This window comes from Flavobacterium terrae, from assembly GCF_900142035.1.
GTDB classification, from domain to species: Bacteria; Bacteroidota; Bacteroidia; order Flavobacteriales; family Flavobacteriaceae; genus Flavobacterium; species Flavobacterium terrae.
In genome coordinates this window covers 122,686-138,848 of the sequence record NZ_FQZI01000006.1, presented here as the reverse complement: position 1 = coordinate 138,848, position 16,163 = coordinate 122,686, and the positions used below count along the sequence as shown (strand labels likewise).

Below are 16,163 nucleotides of genomic sequence, written 5' to 3'. Positions count from 1 at the left end.
ATCTAGTTTTAATCCTTCATCTTTGAAGCATTCAGAACATAATGGAGTTTTTTTCATATTGTTTTCAGGATGTTTCTCTAAATGGCATACAACGTTCCTGCGCTTGGCGAGGTTGCGAAGTTCGGAACTGATTATTTTCTGTTAAATTATAAATTTCTTGCGAAACGTGAACGTGATTTTACCACAAAAGTCGCAATCTCGCCAAACGCATGTTACTGGAGGCTTGTTTTGTCGAAATTGCTATTAAACGGCTAATTTTTCACGCTTCTGTTGGCACATTCCAATTTTCAAGTTTGCTTCGCCTGTTCGCTTTCGCTCGAGTCAGTTTTTCCGTTTTAATTTTATACGCAACGTTTTTCACGCTTCGGTTTTCAATTTTCACGTTTCTATTATCAGATTCCAATTTTTACGCTTCAGCTTTTCCGTTTTCAATTTTAAACGCCATGTTTTTCAAGTTTCCGTTTTTCAGATTCCAACTTTCACGCTTCTGTTTTGTCAATTTTCTGCGGAAACAATTGCTTATTTTCGGATTGTTTTCTTCTGCGTAATTTCGGCTCAAGTCTCCAGTAACGTCCCGCCGGCTTTAAGAAGTTGGGGAAATTTGTTCCCAAACCATTCTGTTATGAGTGAAGCCAAATATATAAAATTGCCTTTAAATTTAGCCCTAAAACCCCAATTTCTTAAAACCGCTGTTGTGTGCTGTAATAATTTTATAGAAAGTTAATCTATATTACTATTTCAAAAATTCTTTTCAAAGTAGAAAGCTAATTTTTTCCGTTTTTCAATTCTTGAAATATAATTCTTCTTCGTTTCTACTTTTCTATAAATTTCTCAGCGGTTATTCATTTTGTAGTTGTCTCTTTATTGAATTTTATGAAAAAAGAGTTTATTTACATCCAATTTCGTTGTGTCAATTTTTGTATTTATTACCTTCAAGTTGTTGGTTAGAATAACATCATACAACATCGTCTCCTTTTCTCCTTTTTTAATTTCATAAGTAACAAGTTGCGAAACTTTTATAAACCGTTTTTGTAATTTAGCTTTTTTCAAATTGTTATATGAATTTTTTGTTATCTCATTTCCAATTTCAAAATAAAGTAACTCTTTCCTTTTTTCTTCATATTTTTTCCATTCAGGTGAGTTAAAATCAGTATTCAAATTTTGAATCCACATACTTAAGCTATCCATATTTTTTAAAAGTGTATTTTGTCCTGTTGAGTAGCTAGAGTATAATTCGTTTTCATACTTCTCTTTTTGTATTTTTTTGTATGTTGTTAGTTGATTACCAATATCATAAGCGTAATTGTCAGATGTGTAAATAGTGGTTTCTATTTTAGCATTTGGAAAAAATGGTAATACGTTTTTAGTTGTATAGTCTTGAGCTATTTCTATTGCTTTGTTATTATCAACACAAGAAACAGTTAATAATAAAACTAATAACAATAAGGTTAACGATGATTTTTTCATATTTTCAATAATTTAACTAAGATAAAATTTATCATTTTTTATGTTAGGTTCTTGAATTTACACTCGTTGCGATTATAGCACACAACGTTTCTGCGGCTTGGCCGTCGTTGCGGCAATTTAAGAAAAATATTATTATGAAATGCAGTGCATGAAAATCCGCAGGATTTTAATTATTGAGCAAAGCGAAGCAATGCGGCTAAACCGCTGTTGTGCAATCGGTTTATTTTAGTTTCCTTTTTTTGGGATTTTGACGATTTGAGAAAAAGGAAAGGATTTCAATTTTGTCGTTATTGAATCTATAATACAAAGAATTGTGAGAGAGAATAATAGCTCTACGAATATCGTTTTTTATTTCAGATTTTTGAAATAAGTCTGGGTTTTGTGATATTAAACTAAGAGTTTCTTCAAGCTTAGAAGCAAGGTTTTTTAATTCTTTTTCCGTCCAGTTTTCTTCAAGATATTCTATAGTTGATTCTAATTCTTTAAGAGCAAAATCAGTCCAAAGAATTTTATAACCATTTTTCATAAAGTTTTCTGGCGTTTGTATGTGGATTTAATTTTCCAGCGTCAGCATCTTCAATTCCTTTTTCAATAGCTTGCTTTTCATTTTCAGAAATTGAATTCCACCAATCTTTACTTTCACGTTTTCTTAATTCCATAATTTTTTCAATTAGATTAGAATCTTCTAATGTTGAAAGCCATTGGATTAATTCTAATTTTTTATTTTGTATGTTCAATTCAATATTCATAATCCAAAAAGATTTAGTAATTCAAAAATACAAATATATTCTGAATGTGCTTTATACGTTTCGTTAAAACTGTTGCACAACTTGTTTATATGTATTACTCAATAATACATATCCCTCTATTTTAGCAGGATAGGTATGATAGTAGTAACTTATTACTAAAATAAGAATAATATTATAATATATACGGAGGAATTTTAATTTGTTGTTTAAAAACCTAATGAGGAAAATAATTTAAGCTTTTTCAGGACTCATGATTTTGTTTTTAATTAAAACTACAATTTGCCATAGGGCCAAGCCTATAAAAATAAGAGGGATGTATTTTTGCCACGAAAACTGGGTATAGCTTGCCGTTTTATGTAACGCTATGATAAGGCATAACATTCCTGTAAAAGTGCCTGCAACCGCACCAAAAGTATACCATAGCAATCCGTTATGTTGCGGTGTGACATACTTTTCATTGAGCATATACACATTCCAACTGAGCCAAAAAGGTATTTGCGCAAAGTTTAGGCTACTTAATACGATGCCTGTAAGTAAAGGAAACTGTATAAAATTAAAAAAGGGAACGGTTGGGTATGTGCTTTCTTGCAGGGCTGTTGGTCTTGATAAGTAAGCAAGCAATAGTAAAAAGCTAATGCTAAATATAGATATTTTAGTTTTTAATTGGGGTTGTAGCGCTATTTTTGAGGCACCTTTTGCCGTAACATAAATAACCACGCTTTCTATAACCACGACACCCAACAAGAAGAGTAGTGTAGGAGCAAGGCGCTCTTTTTCATAATACTGCAAGCCTATGAGATTCAAATACCCTAGCGGTATCGAACCTATAAAGCTTATGGCAAAGCCTGCGATAGTATTTTTAAGTTGGTTATTCATTTTTTTATGTCGAAAGTAAAAAGTAAAAAGTAAAAAGTAAAAAGTAAAAAGTAAAAAGTAAAAAGTAAAAAGTAAAAAGTAAAAAGTAAAAAGTAAAAAGTAAAAAGATTATTAATAACTACTACTCACTACTCACTACTCACTACTCACTCATCACTACTCACTCATCACTTATAACTACACTTGCGTAATCAAATTAAAATGTTCTTGATGTTTTCGGTATTCCTGCATTCCTTCTTTATGGTTAAGATACGGAACGCCTTTCGCATGGTTTTGTTGGCTTATTTGAAACATATACGTAATATGTCGGGCGATTTCTTTCCAGGCAAAAAAGATAGAATGGCTAGGATCATAAATGTGTGTAGGCTCACTCGCAGAACCATTCAATTCGACTATTGCGAAATGTTGTCCGTTTTCTAACTCTTCCCACGAATGGTACATCAAGTCCATACGGCCATAATAAAAGCCATCAATTTGTTGGCACATGGCATCGATCGTCTCGGTTAGTTTTGGTGTTATTTTATGACTGGCATCGATGAATTTTGTTCCTCGGCAATGGTTACCATAAGGAACCAAATTGAGCTGTTCGCCTTCAGGTAAAATGGTATTAATTTTTTCATTTAATTCTTTTTGAAGTACTTCAAGTTGTAATTCGTATCTAGGATCTTGTTTGATCAGTTGTTCTAAAGTACTTTTTCCATCGCCGGTAAGAATCATGAACTCTTTGGCTACAATGCCTGTAATTCGGCCTTTTTGTTCATTGGGAAAACGTACATAAAAGATACCTACTTCGTTAGGATATGGAATCAAATCTTGAATTAAATAATCAAAATTGACTTGGTTATGATAGGTTTGAAGTTCTTCTATCGTATTGATTTTTTTCACTGCCGAGCCTCTTAAACCTACATCTGGCTTCACAATAAAAGGAAATGTAAGCTCAGGAAGTTCTAATTGTTCTTGGTGTAACACCAATCGGGTTTTAGGATAAAATTCCTGCGGAATTAAATCATAGATGTCTTTTTTACTTTCGTTAAAAAAACCACCATTTTTTATAGTTGGATTTACAGCATTGAAAAAGAAAAGCGAACGAGACTTTAGCGCATAATACGCCCAAAGAAAATAAATAGGAATGTATACCACCTGAAAAGGCCAGTATTCCCAATTGGTAAGTTTATGTAAAAAAAGCCTCATTATAGAATTAAAAAGTTGTTTTGATGGATGTTGTTTTCCAATAAATCTTTGTGTGTAAATTGTATTTTGTTCTGATGAATTACCGTTTGTGTAATACTCAACGTTACTAAGGTATTGTTTCGGTTAATGACAAGACCATATTCAGGATCGTCATCTTTTGTATATTCATGAAAATGGGACATGTCTTCGGGTAAAATAACACCTTTAGATTGCGTAAAATCATTAAAAAGCATTTCTCTTTCTTTTCGTACTTCTGCTGGATATAAAGTAGAAGACGACCAAATGTATTTTCCTTTTGCGTCTAACTGAATGGTTTGTTTACTCTTGCCATCCCATCGACACTGAAACAATTGTTTTTCGAAATACACCACTAGCGTAAAAGGTTCTATATTGTTTAAATCGATTGCTTCCCATTGCGCCATGCAATTAGGACTATCAAATATTTCTAACAGAATTAATCCGCGACTTTTACGATAATTACTTTGTAACTCATGCTTTTCGGCAGCGCCATTTAATAAAACAATCACATTACCAGAATCGTCTAGCACGTACCAGGTCCCGCCAGCTTTAGTATCTTTAGGGAAATACATTTTTTTGTAATTACCTGAATAGGTTTTAGGGTTCATGGCTTTGGGGCGTGCCACTTTTTCATCCCTATTGGATGTTATAATGATGGTATCGTTGCTATAAACAAAACTTACTGTGCACATGCTTTACGAAATTCTAAAGTTGATGGCGCTACACCAAAAGTTTCATTAATAGTAATGTCATTAAAAGATAGTAAACCCACTTTTATCAAGGCCTGATGATGAATGCAGTGTTCTAAATTGTACAAAACTTCTCTGAAATAATTGGTTTCAATCAATGTTACAGCATTCGAAACACAATGTTTCATGGTTAGTTTTTTGTCTTCTTTTTCAATATTCTCTACAATTTCGTCTATGGTAATCAAAGCGATGTTTTTGTTTTCTTGGATTGTTTTATTTCGCTCTCTGGCATCATAATTTAAAATTCCACTATCGTAGGCTGTTAGTACAGCTTGGTACAATTCAATAATGTGGCGTGTATGTTCTCCAATAGTTGCATTGCTTAGACTAGGAATAGGTTGTGCAAAAGTTTCATTGTTTAATTGCTGCAGCACATCCTTTAATTCGATAAGAGAATTTTTGATAGAAGAGAAGTCCATTTAGTTTATTTTTTTAATTGGTTAAAATCATTTATAAAATCGTTTTTGTATAGAAATACCAAGTAGGCACTTATAAAAAAACAAACACTAGCCAATAAGAACAACATTCCTCCATCATTCATAACTTCAATGCCTAAAACCGTTACATGTGATACTATAGCACCCAACATGGTTCCTAAAACGGTCAAAGAAGCATAAAACTTTGTCCTTTTGAAAAATAGTAAAAAAGAAGCAAATAATTCAATAATTCCTGAACCAATTCTACCATAAGGCTCAACATTTAATTTTGAGAAGATATAAACTGATTCTTGACTAGCCGTAAATTTGAAAAATAGGGTCTGTACTAAAATAATTGCCAATGCAATTTTTAATACAAGTTGTAAATTTATTGTTTTCATTAGTTTGTTATTTTTTTCCAGTTGGTGTCTGCTTTTGACTTAAGGTTTTTTTCGTCTTTGTTCCAAGATTTTAAAGTGTTATTGAAGAAAGCATTGTAAAAAAGATACAATTTGCCATCAACGATTTTAAAAGTCTCGGGATTGATTTCTACTTTATCTCCCGATGAACCCATAGCATAAGCACACCATCCGCCGTATTGAGGTTCGTATTTTTGAGGAGTCTTTTGAAATTCGTCTTTATTCTCTTTAGTAGCAAAATGATACGTAACGCCTTCAAAGGCATAACTAAATTCTTTTTTCCCTTTAGTTGCTTTGTTCATTTTAAAATAAGCAACTGGATCGTAACCTTGAATCGCTAATGAAGACTCAAGATTAAATTGTTTAGTACGCTTTGTAGTATTTTGGCCAAAACTGATTAAGCTGAATAATACTAAGAGTGTAAAAAAAATATTTTTCATGATGATGTTTTAATAATTTATTTTCACTTATAAACTTTTTAATACTGCCAATAATAACTGTTCTGATATACGATTTTTGTAATCAGGTGCGATGTATTCAAAGACTATTTTATTGTCCTCATTTATTACATATACGGAAGGAACGGGTAAAAAGTTTTTATTTACTTTATTAGAACCTTTACTAATTATTGGTTTGTAAATAAGAGGAGCTTCAAAAGTGATTCCTAAAGCAGTTAGTAATTCTCCTTTACTGTCAGAAAGCAATGTGTAGTTTAATTGATCCTTATCTAATGTTTTTGATAATGAACTGGGCGAATCAGGACTAATAGCTAGTATTTGATAGCCTAAGCTTAGAATTTCATTTTCGATTGTGGCTACATTTTTTAAATGTTGATTGCAATATGGACACCAGCCACCTCTGTAAACTATTAAAACCGTCTTTTTTTTGCTGGTTAAGGCTCTTACAGATACAAGTGTACTATCTGTTTTTTGAACAGTTGCTTTGGGTAATTCAGCACCAATTAACAATGGTGAAATTTCTTCTGCTGAGTTGGCTACTTTTTTTTGAGCCATTGCAAGTATTGGAAAAAGCAGCAGATATAAAAATACATTTTTCATAAGGTTGTTTTTAAATTATAGTGTAAAAGTAGCCTTAGTGAAAAATGTATTTTGTAATGTTGATTACAAACCGAAGAAATTTATTTCAGAAGATTGATATTAGGAATGACTATTTCTTTTCTGTTGTATTGTATAAGTCCTTCTTCTTCTAGCTCAATGATTAATTTAGTTGCTGTGGGTCTTGATGTACAAATTATTTGAGCGATGTCGTTTTGGGTTAAATAATTGTCTATAGCAACTGAAGTTTCTGAATCTTTAGCATCTCTAGTTGCCCAATCGTATAAAAAGGTCTTAAGTCTAGTTTTTGCATCCTTTGAAATTAAATTGGTGTAATTGTTTCTTACTCTTTTTAATTTTAAACCTACAAATTTGGTATAGCTTAATGCCAAATCAGGATGCTTTAGCATTAAATTTTCAAAATCTGAAAGCAAGAAACTGCAAATAGAAACTTCATCGGTTAACGCCATTGCAAATTCATTGGACGTTTTGTCTTGTTCTAGCGTTAACTCACCAAATAAATCTCCTTTTTGTATTATATCTTTGATTGTTTCTTCTCCGTTTTCATCAACAGAAACAATTTTTATATTTCCTCTTTTCAGTAAAAAAACTCTTGGTGTTTCAGAGTCTGAGAAATATATTATTTCACCTTTTTTTGCCTGCTTAAAACCAATAATCATACACAACTGTTTGAGTTGTGACATACTTAATGTTCTAAATAGCTTATGGTCTCTTAAATACCAATATTTTAGTTCATCATACATTTTGAAAGAAATTCATTTTGAATTAAAAGTAGGAAAAAGGTTTGTATTTTAAATCAGATTAACAATAATTTAGTTTATCGCTGTTTTATATTGAGTTCACACAATTTAATAATTTCTTTTATCCTAGTTTTTCTGGTTTCTTCTCGTTTTGCTTGATTGAGCCAGTACAAGTAACTTTTACGATAGGAAGGACTAAAGCTTAGGTAGTTTTTTAGAGCTGTTGAATTTTTGTCAAAGGCATGTTGTAAGTCCTCAGGAATTTCATGATTTTCGACTGCATCTATTGAGGTCCATGAACCATTTTGTTTTGCAATTTCAATTTTACGCAAACCACTTTCGTGCATTAAATTTTCTGCAATTAAATTTTCGATATAAGTTTTGTTTACTTTACTCCAAAAGCTTTTATCTTTTCTTGGTCCAAAGGCTTGTTTGCGTCTTTCTTCATCAATTCTTCTTACAGTTGAATCTATCCAACCATAGCAAAGCGCCACCTGAACGGCTTCTTCCCAACGCATACTTTCATTTTCTGAATCTACACGATAGAAAATTAATTCGACACCAGTAGAATCTAAATGATTTTCATGTAACCATTCACGCCATTCTTGGGCATTTTTGAAGTAGAGGAGGGGTTTAGTCATTATTATTTAATTATCCCAGCACAAGCAACTCTTCCGCCAGCATTACCAGTTGGTTGCGTAGTGAAATCATCACTTCCTTTGTGTACGATTAATCCTTTTCCTGTAATATCTTTTGTCGCATCTCCACAACCAATACACCATTCATTTGTAGAGAATGTTATTTTTCCATTACCGTTTGCATCTGCAGTGAAATTACCAATGTCTCCTTTATGATATTCAGCAGCTCCCCATTTTCCATGCTTTTTAAAAGTAGGATTCCAATGTCCTCCGGCACTCGAAGCATCGGCAGCAGAACAATCTGCTTTTTCATGGATATGGATTGCATGTTCTCCAGGTGTTAATCCTTGAATATTTGCTGTAAAAGTGACAACACCATTTTTTTCGGTAAAAGTTGCTGTACCAGTTGTTTTAGTATCGCTTTTTGACTCCAACGTAAGTTTAATTTCGTTTTTTGTACCTGATGCTGTTTTACAAGCAAAAATTGTTGCTCCGGCTAGTATGGTAAAAATGACTATTTTTTTCATTTTGTAAGTTTTTTATTGGTATAAATTTAGTTCATTTTTATGAGTCGATTTATATTTTAATAAAATTTTATAAATAAAAAAACCACAACAGGAGTAATCCCATTGTGGCTTTTAACCAAACTAATTAAAATTTAAATTTTAGAAACAGTATTTGTTTTCTGCAATTAATTTAGCAGCGATAGTTTCGCGTAATTTAACCACATTAGGCATGTTTACGTATTTTGTAAAACGACGTAAGCCCATTAACATCATACGTTGTTCGTCACCTTCAGCAAAAGAAACGATTCCTTCTTTACCTTTTTGACTAATGATGTCTACTGCTTGATATAAGTACAATTGAGCCATAGCGATTTGTTCTTTTACGTTTTCTGCACCTTTCGCTTTCGCTAATTTTTCAGTACGTAAAATTCCAGATTCTGCCATGTAGATTTCGATTAACATATCAGAAGCAGCCATTAATAATTGTTGGTGTGCTTCTAAATCTGGACCAAATTTTTGAACAGCAGCTCCAGCAACCATTAAGAATGATTTTTTTAATTTAGCAATCAATTCTTTTTCTTCAGCAAATAATTCTGTGTAATCAGGAGTATCGAAATCAGGAATACCCATTAACTCTTCTGCTACTTTCATTGCAGGGCCTAATAAGTCTACATGACCTTTCATAGCTTTTTTCACTAACATACCTACAGATAACATACGGTTGATTTCGTTTGTTCCTTCATAGATACGAGCAATACGAGCATCTCTCCAAGCAGATTCCATTGGAGTTTCTTCAGAGAATCCCATACCACCAAAGATTTGGATTCCTTCGTCAGAACAATTTTGGATATCTTCAGAAACCGCTACTTTTAAGATTGAACATTCAATAGCGAATTCTTCGACACCTTTTAATTCAGCTTCTTGGTGAGTTGAACCTTCAGCTTCTCTAGCGTGAATACGATCTTCGATAGATTTTGCAGCACGGTACGATGCAGATTCACCTACGTAAGCATTCGTTGCCATGTTAGCTAATTTAGCTTGGATAGCTCCAAAACTTGCGATAGGAGTTTTAAACTGAACTCTTTCAGTAGCGTATTTCACAGCTTCTGAAATTGTACGACGTTGTGCATCTAAACAAGCAGCTGCTAATTTAATACGACCTACGTTTAACGCGTTCATTGCAATTTTGAATCCTTCTCCACGTCCAGCCAACATATTTTCAGCAGGAACTACAGTGTCATTGAAGAATACCTGACGAGTTGAACTTGCACGGATACCTAATTTGTGTTCTTCTTCACCTAAAGTGATTCCGTTAGGGTTTGCAGCATCATACTCAACGATGAAACCAGTAATGTTTTTATCATCTTCGATACGAGCAAAAACGATCATCACATTACAGAAACCTGCATTTGAGATCCACATTTTTTGTCCGTTGATTTTGTATGATTTCCCATCAGCAGATAATTCCGCTTTAGTTTTTCCTGAATTCGCATCAGAACCAGCTCCTGGCTCCGTTAAACAGTAAGCACCAAACCATTCACCTGAAGCTAATTTTGGAACGTATTTTAATTTTTGCTCTTCTGAACCATATAAAGTGATAGGCATTGTTCCAATACCAGTGTGTGCACCAAAAGCAGTCGAGAATGAACCTGTAGCACCTGAAATGTAATCACATGTCAACATAGTTGAAACAAATCCCATTCCTAATCCGCCGTAAGCTTCAGGTACAGCTACACCTAAGAAACCAAGTTCACCAGCTTTACGCATAGTTTCTTCAGTATACGCATAGTCTTTTTTCTCAAATCTTACTTTTTCTGCCCATAATTCTTTATCAACGAATTCTTTTACAGAATCACGCATCATGATTTGCTCTTCTGAAAAATCTTCAGGAGTAAATACGTTTTCGCATTTTGTTTCTTTAACAAGGAATTGACCTCCTCTTGTAATATCTTCCATAGTTTTTATTTTTTTTATAATAGATTTTTAGATAATAGATAATAGACTTTTGCATCATCTATTATCTATTTGTCTATGTTCTTTTGTCTTTTATAATAATTCAAATATACCTGCAGTTCCCTGACCAGTACCTACACACATCGTTACCATTCCGTATTTGTTACCACGACGTTTCATTTCGTCAAATAACTGAACAGAAAGTTTTGCACCTGTACATCCTAGAGGGTGACCTAAAGCAATAGCACCACCATTTACGTTGATGATTTCAGGATTTAAGTCTAATTCACGGATTACTGCTAAAGATTGTGCAGCAAATGCTTCGTTTAATTCGAATAACTCAATATCAGAGATTTTTAAACCAGCTTGTTGAACTGCTTTTGGAATTGCTTTTACTGGTCCAATACCCATGATTCTTGGTTCAACACCTGCAGAAGCAAAGTTTACTAAACGAGCAATTGGCTCAAGGTTTAATTCTTTTACCATTTCTTCGCTCATTATTAAAACGAAAGCAGCACCATCACTCATTTGAGATGAGTTACCCGCAGTAACCGAACCGTCGGCAGCGAAAACAGGTCTTAAACCAGCTAATGCTTCCACAGAAGTTCCAGCTCTTGGTCCTTCATCTTTAGTAACTGTGTATGATTTTGTTTCTTTTTTACCTGCTTCGTTAATGAAAGTCTGTTCTACAGTGATAGGAGCAATTTGAGCATCAAATTTACCTTCAGCCTGAGCTTTTAAAGCTTTCATGTGCGATTGGTAAGCAAATTCATCCTGATCTGCACGAGAAACGTTGAATTGTTTTGCAACCGCTTCAGCCGTTAATCCCATTCCCCAGTAATAATCTTCGTGACCAGCAGCAGCAGCTTTATAATCTGGAGTTGGTTTGTAACCACCCATTGGAATATAACTCATACTCTCTGCACCACCAGCAATGATACAATGCGCCATTCCCGATTGGATTTTAGCAGTAGCCATACCAATAGTTTCTAATCCAGAAGCACAGTAACGATTTACAGTTACACCAGGAACGTCATCAACTTTTAATCCCATTAATGAAATTAAACGACCTACGTTTAATCCTTGTTCAGCTTCCGGCATGGCATTACCTACCATAACGTCATCAATTCTTGTTTTGTCAAAACCTGGTAACTGAGCCATCATGTATTCGATAGTTTCAGCCGCTAATTCGTCAGGTCTTTTAAAACGGAACAGTCCTTTAGGTGCTTTACCTACTGCTGTTCTATATCCTTTTACTATATATGCTGTTTTCATATTTTACTTTTTTAAGATGATAGACGAATAGATAAAAGATGATAGATTTTGAATAGTCTATTATCTCATCGTCTTTTTTCTATTATCTAGTTTCTTAAAGGTTTTCCTTTAGTTAACATAAATTGGATACGCTCCAATGTTTTTCTTTCTGTACAAAGTGATAAGAAAGCTTCTCTTTCCAAATCCAATAAATATTGCTCAGTTACTAAAGTTGGTTCAGATAAATCTCCACCAGCCATAACATAAGCTAATTTGTTTGCGATTTTTTGATCGTGTTCAGAAATGTACTGACCTGCCACCATTTGGTCAGTTCCAACTAAGAACATACCCAATGCTTGCTTACCTAATACTTTAATGTCTTTGCGTTTCGCTGGTTGAGTATAACCAGCTTCTGCCATTAATAAAGCGTGTTTCTTAGCTTCGGCAATTTGACGGTCTTTGTTTACTACAACTACGTCTTTACCTTTTTGTAAGATACCTAAATCGAAAGCTTCGTAAGCAGAAGTAGCTACTTTAGCCATACCAATAGTTAGGAAGTATTCTTGAAGTACGTTTAATTCAACGTCATTTTTACGGAACGTATCAGCAGCACGTAACGCCATTTCTTTAGAACCTCCACCACCAGGGATTACACCAACACCAAATTCTACTAAACCTATGTAAGTTTCCGCAGCAGCAACTACTTTATCAGCATGCATTGAAAGCTCGCAACCACCACCTAAAGTCATTCCGTGAGGAGCAGCAATAACTGGAATTGAAGAATAACGTGCACGCATCATAGTGTCTTGGAACATTTTGATAGCCATGTTTAATTCATCATATTCTTGCTCAACAGCCATCATGAAAATCATACCAATGTTAGCTCCAACTGAGAAATTAGAGGCTTGGTTACCAATTACCAATCCGTTGTATTCTTTTTCGGCTAAATCGATAGCTTTGTTGATTCCTTGAAGTACTCCACCACCAATAGTGTTCATTTTTGAATGGAATTCTAAATTTAAAATACCATCTCCAATGTTGTGAACTGTACAGTCTGCATTACCCCAAACTTTCTTGCTTTCGCGTATATTGTTTAAGATGATAAATGCATCTTGTCCAGGAACTTTAACTTGAGATTTAGAAGATGTATTATAATAATGAGTAGCTCCGTCTTTTACTGAATAGAAAGATGTGTTTCCACTAGCCACCATATCATTAACCCAAGCAGCTGGTTCATAACCTTCCGCTTTCATTAATTCAATACCTTTAACTACACCAATAGCATCCCAAATTTCGAATGGACCATTTTCCCATCCAAAACCAGCTTTCATAGCATCGTCAATTTTGTAGAAATCATCAGTAATTTCAGGAACTCTGTTTGATACATAAGCAAACATTGATGAGAAGTTTTTACGGTAAAATTCTCCTGCTTTGTCTGTACCTTTTACTAAAACTTTAAATCTATCGATAGGTTTTTCGATAGTTTTTGTCATTTCTAAAGTTGCAAATGACGCTCTTTTATTTGGACGATATTCTAGAGTATTTAAGTCTAATGACAGAATATCTTTTCCTTCTTTTTTATAGAAACCTTGCCCTGTTTTACTTCCTAACCATTTGTTCTCCATCATTTTGTTGACGAAATCTGGCAATTTGAATAACTCGTGAGCTTCGTCGTTAGGACAGTTTTCATAAATACCATTAGCAACGTGTACTAATGTGTCTAAACCTACAACATCAACTGTACGGAAAGTTGCTGATTTAGGACGTCCAATAACTGGACCAGTTAATTTATCAACTTCTTCGATAGTTAATCCCATTTCTTTAACTTGGTGGAATAAACTTTGAATTCCGAAGATTCCAATTCTGTTACCAATGAAAGCTGGAGTATCTTTAGCTACTACAGAAGTTTTTCCTAGGAATTGTTCACCGTAGTTGTTTAAGAAATCCAATACTTCTTGTGAAGTTTTTGGACCAGGAATAATTTCAAATAATTTCAAATAACGTGCTGGGTTGAAGAAGTGCGTTCCGCAGAAGTGCTTTTGGAAATCTTCACTACGACCTTCACTCATAAAGTGAATAGGGATACCAGATGTGTTTGAAGTAATCAAAGTTCCTGGCTTTCTATGTTGGTCTAGCTGCTCAAAAACTTGTTTTTTAATATCTAAACGTTCTACAACAACTTCTATAATCCAGTCTACATCCTTAACTTTTGCGATATCATCTGTTAAGTTACCCGTAGTAATTCGATTAGCGAATTTTAGATCATAAATTGGAGAGGGCTTCGATTTTAAAGCATTAGCTAAACTGTCGTTTACAATTCGGTTTCTTACCACTTTGCTTTCAAGGGTTAAACCTTTTTTCTGTTCAGCTTCGTTTAGTTCACGTGGTACAATATCAAGTAGTAATACTTCTACTCCGATATTTGCAAAATGGCAGGCAATGCCTGAACCCATAATACCTGAACCAACAACAGCAACTTTTTTAATTACTCTTTTCATTTTAATTACTCTGGTTGATTGAATATGTTTTTATCTTGTATTAATTCATTTATGACTTCAGCAACTTCAACAAAGTGAAGTAATTTCTCTTCGGGAATATGCTGTTTTACAGTTTCATTGAATTTTAAAACTGTTTGTTTGGAAAGTTCTCTTTTTAACTTTCCTTCTTCTGTTAAATAGATTAAAACACCACGGCCGTCGTTAGGATTTGGTTTTCGTATTATTAATCCTTTTTCTTCTAGTGTTTTAAGTGTTCTGGTAAGGCTTGTAGCTTCCATTCCCATACGACTACTAATTTTTGTAGACGGTGTTCCTTCTTCTCTTTCGATACTTAAAAGAGCAAAACCAATAGCCATCGAACCTTCGTATTTTGAAGCTTCTTCATTATACATGCGAGCTACTGCTTGCCATGTAGAACGAAGTATGTAATCGATAGTTTTATCTTTCATATTTGAGTTTGAAAAATCAAATATAAGAAAAAAATAGTATGCATGCATAATAAATTATAATTTTTTTATGCGTGCATATAAAAAAATAAAAAGACCTTATAAAATAAGGTCCTAGAAGTTAAAATTTATTTTTGTTTACATCATTAAGGAATTTAATAACTCCTGGAATGTATATTTTTTGGTCATCATATTGCGAAAGATGGCTTCCGTTGGGGCAGTAAAGGAAACGGCCATTTTGTACTTCTTTTGACATCCATTCCATATGTTTGGGATCCATGGTGTCGTTTTTTGAACCTATAACTAATGTTGGGACTGAAATTGTTTTTAGTTTCTCTCTAACATCCCAATCTTTTAGTGTTGCATTTCCTGTAATTCCAAATTCGCTTGGTCCTTGCATAAAAATATAAACATTTGGATTTAAATGTTTGAAACATCTGTTGACAGCTTCAGGCCATTCGTTTAGTGGTTTGCGTAAAATATGCTCAGTGTAATAATATTTAAATAGTAATTCTTGATATTTTGGATTTTGATAGTCTTTATTTTTTTCAAAAGTCTTGATTTGTTCAAAAACCTCTTTTGGTAATTTGGGACCTAAAACTTCTTCAGCATACTTATTATACAATGGAGCGCTAGACATCATATTAGAAATAATTAAACCTTTAAGGTTGTCTTGGTATTTAAAAGCATATTCCATAGCTAAAATTCCGCCCCAAGATTGTCCTAACAAATAAAAATTATCTTTATTTAGGTCAAGTGCTTTACGAACTTGTTCTACTTCATCCACAAAACGTTCGTTAGTCCAAAGTCTATTATCATTTGGTTGATCACTATAATAAGAACCTAATTGATCGTAATAAATGTATTCAATGCCTTCTTTAGGCAAATAGCCATCAAAACATTCGTATAGTTCGTGTGTTATACCAGGACCACCGTGAAGAAGTAAAACTTTTATTTTGGGATTGTTACCAATGCGTTTAGTCCAGACTTTGAATTTTCCAGCAGGAGTTTTGATAGGAATCATTCGTATTCCTCCAGAATATTGATCTTCAGGATTAGAATAATTGAAATAGTCTAAACTAGAAACTTCCTCCTTGTTTTTACAATTAGAGAGAGTTATCATAATTAATGTAAAACAAAGAAGAAGTTTCAGTTTCATAACAGAAA

Annotated in this window: 18 protein-coding genes; all 18 read right to left on the bottom strand. The window is 33.5% G+C overall.

Annotated features, from left to right (window positions below; all coding sequences use genetic code 11):
- Positions 1–861: 861 nt before the first annotated feature.
- The 18 genes from BUC09_RS13680 to BUC09_RS13595 all read right to left on the bottom strand — a co-directional run bounded on the left by BUC09_RS13680 (position 862) and on the right by BUC09_RS13595 (position 16,155).
- The gene (locus BUC09_RS13680; RefSeq protein WP_073312169.1) at positions 862–1,467 is read right to left on the bottom strand and encodes a hypothetical protein; all 606 of its coding nucleotides are present in this window, start codon (positions 1,465–1,467) and stop codon (positions 862–864) included.
- Positions 1,468–1,687: 220 nt separating this feature from the next.
- Positions 1,688–1,993: a type II toxin-antitoxin system RelE/ParE family toxin gene (locus tag BUC09_RS13675; RefSeq protein WP_073312168.1), complete on the bottom strand. Its 306-nt coding sequence runs from the start codon at positions 1,991–1,993 to the stop codon at positions 1,688–1,690.
- Complete coding sequence (locus tag BUC09_RS13670; protein ID WP_234972661.1) at positions 1,977–2,216, bottom strand: hypothetical protein; 240 nt, start codon at positions 2,214–2,216, stop codon at positions 1,977–1,979. The genes BUC09_RS13675 and BUC09_RS13670 overlap by 17 nt, the downstream gene beginning before the upstream one ends.
- A 231-nt stretch (positions 2,217–2,447) precedes the next feature.
- Complete coding sequence (locus BUC09_RS13665) at positions 2,448–3,092, bottom strand: LysE family transporter (protein WP_073312167.1); 645 nt, start codon at positions 3,090–3,092, stop codon at positions 2,448–2,450.
- A gap of 177 nt (positions 3,093–3,269) precedes the next feature.
- Positions 3,270–4,283: an ATP-grasp domain-containing protein gene (locus BUC09_RS13660; RefSeq protein WP_073312166.1), complete on the bottom strand. Its 1,014-nt coding sequence runs from the start codon at positions 4,281–4,283 to the stop codon at positions 3,270–3,272.
- A complete protein-coding gene (locus BUC09_RS13655) occupies positions 4,283–4,993 on the bottom strand; it encodes an NRDE family protein (protein WP_073312165.1) in 711 nt (236 codons plus the stop codon). The genes BUC09_RS13660 and BUC09_RS13655 overlap by 1 nt, the downstream gene beginning before the upstream one ends.
- Positions 4,981–5,469 (bottom strand): hypothetical protein, encoded by a 489-nt coding sequence (locus BUC09_RS13650; RefSeq protein WP_073312164.1) that lies wholly within the window; start codon positions 5,467–5,469, stop codon positions 4,981–4,983. Before BUC09_RS13650 ends, BUC09_RS13655 begins: the two co-directional genes overlap by 13 nt.
- A 5-nt stretch (positions 5,470–5,474) precedes the next feature.
- Positions 5,475–5,867 (bottom strand): DoxX family protein, encoded by a 393-nt coding sequence (locus BUC09_RS13645; protein ID WP_073312163.1) that lies wholly within the window; start codon positions 5,865–5,867, stop codon positions 5,475–5,477.
- Positions 5,867–6,325, bottom strand: coding sequence for a YHS domain-containing (seleno)protein (locus tag BUC09_RS13640; protein ID WP_073312162.1), 459 nt, complete (start codon positions 6,323–6,325; stop codon positions 5,867–5,869). Before BUC09_RS13640 ends, BUC09_RS13645 begins: the two co-directional genes overlap by 1 nt.
- A 27-nt stretch (positions 6,326–6,352) precedes the next feature.
- Positions 6,353–6,943 (bottom strand): peroxiredoxin-like family protein, encoded by a 591-nt coding sequence (locus tag BUC09_RS13635; RefSeq protein ID WP_073312161.1) that lies wholly within the window; start codon positions 6,941–6,943, stop codon positions 6,353–6,355.
- Positions 6,944–7,023: 80 nt separating this feature from the next.
- The gene (locus BUC09_RS13630; RefSeq protein ID WP_234972660.1) at positions 7,024–7,644 is read right to left on the bottom strand and encodes a Crp/Fnr family transcriptional regulator; all 621 of its coding nucleotides are present in this window, start codon (positions 7,642–7,644) and stop codon (positions 7,024–7,026) included.
- Between the two features lie 134 nt (positions 7,645–7,778).
- Positions 7,779–8,342: a YdeI/OmpD-associated family protein gene (locus BUC09_RS13625; RefSeq protein ID WP_073312159.1), complete on the bottom strand. Its 564-nt coding sequence runs from the start codon at positions 8,340–8,342 to the stop codon at positions 7,779–7,781.
- 2 nt (positions 8,343–8,344) lie between these two features.
- Complete coding sequence (locus tag BUC09_RS13620; protein ID WP_073312158.1) at positions 8,345–8,866, bottom strand: superoxide dismutase family protein; 522 nt, start codon at positions 8,864–8,866, stop codon at positions 8,345–8,347.
- 138 nt (positions 8,867–9,004) lie between these two features.
- Positions 9,005–10,801, bottom strand: coding sequence for an acyl-CoA dehydrogenase family protein (locus tag BUC09_RS13615; protein WP_073312157.1), 1,797 nt, complete (start codon positions 10,799–10,801; stop codon positions 9,005–9,007).
- Positions 10,802–10,891: 90 nt separating this feature from the next.
- On the bottom strand, positions 10,892–12,073 hold the full coding sequence (locus tag BUC09_RS13610) for an acetyl-CoA C-acyltransferase (RefSeq protein WP_073312156.1): 1,182 nt from the start codon (positions 12,071–12,073) through the stop codon (positions 10,892–10,894).
- Positions 12,074–12,159: 86 nt separating this feature from the next.
- Positions 12,160–14,550, bottom strand: a complete 2,391-nt coding sequence (locus BUC09_RS13605) for a 3-hydroxyacyl-CoA dehydrogenase/enoyl-CoA hydratase family protein (protein WP_073312155.1) — start codon at positions 14,548–14,550, stop codon at positions 12,160–12,162.
- A gap of 5 nt (positions 14,551–14,555) precedes the next feature.
- The gene (locus BUC09_RS13600) at positions 14,556–14,999 is read right to left on the bottom strand and encodes a MarR family winged helix-turn-helix transcriptional regulator (RefSeq protein WP_073312177.1); all 444 of its coding nucleotides are present in this window, start codon (positions 14,997–14,999) and stop codon (positions 14,556–14,558) included.
- 118 nt (positions 15,000–15,117) lie between these two features.
- Positions 15,118–16,155, bottom strand: a complete 1,038-nt coding sequence (locus BUC09_RS13595) for a proline iminopeptidase-family hydrolase (protein WP_073312154.1) — start codon at positions 16,153–16,155, stop codon at positions 15,118–15,120.
- Positions 16,156–16,163 lie beyond the last annotated feature (8 nt).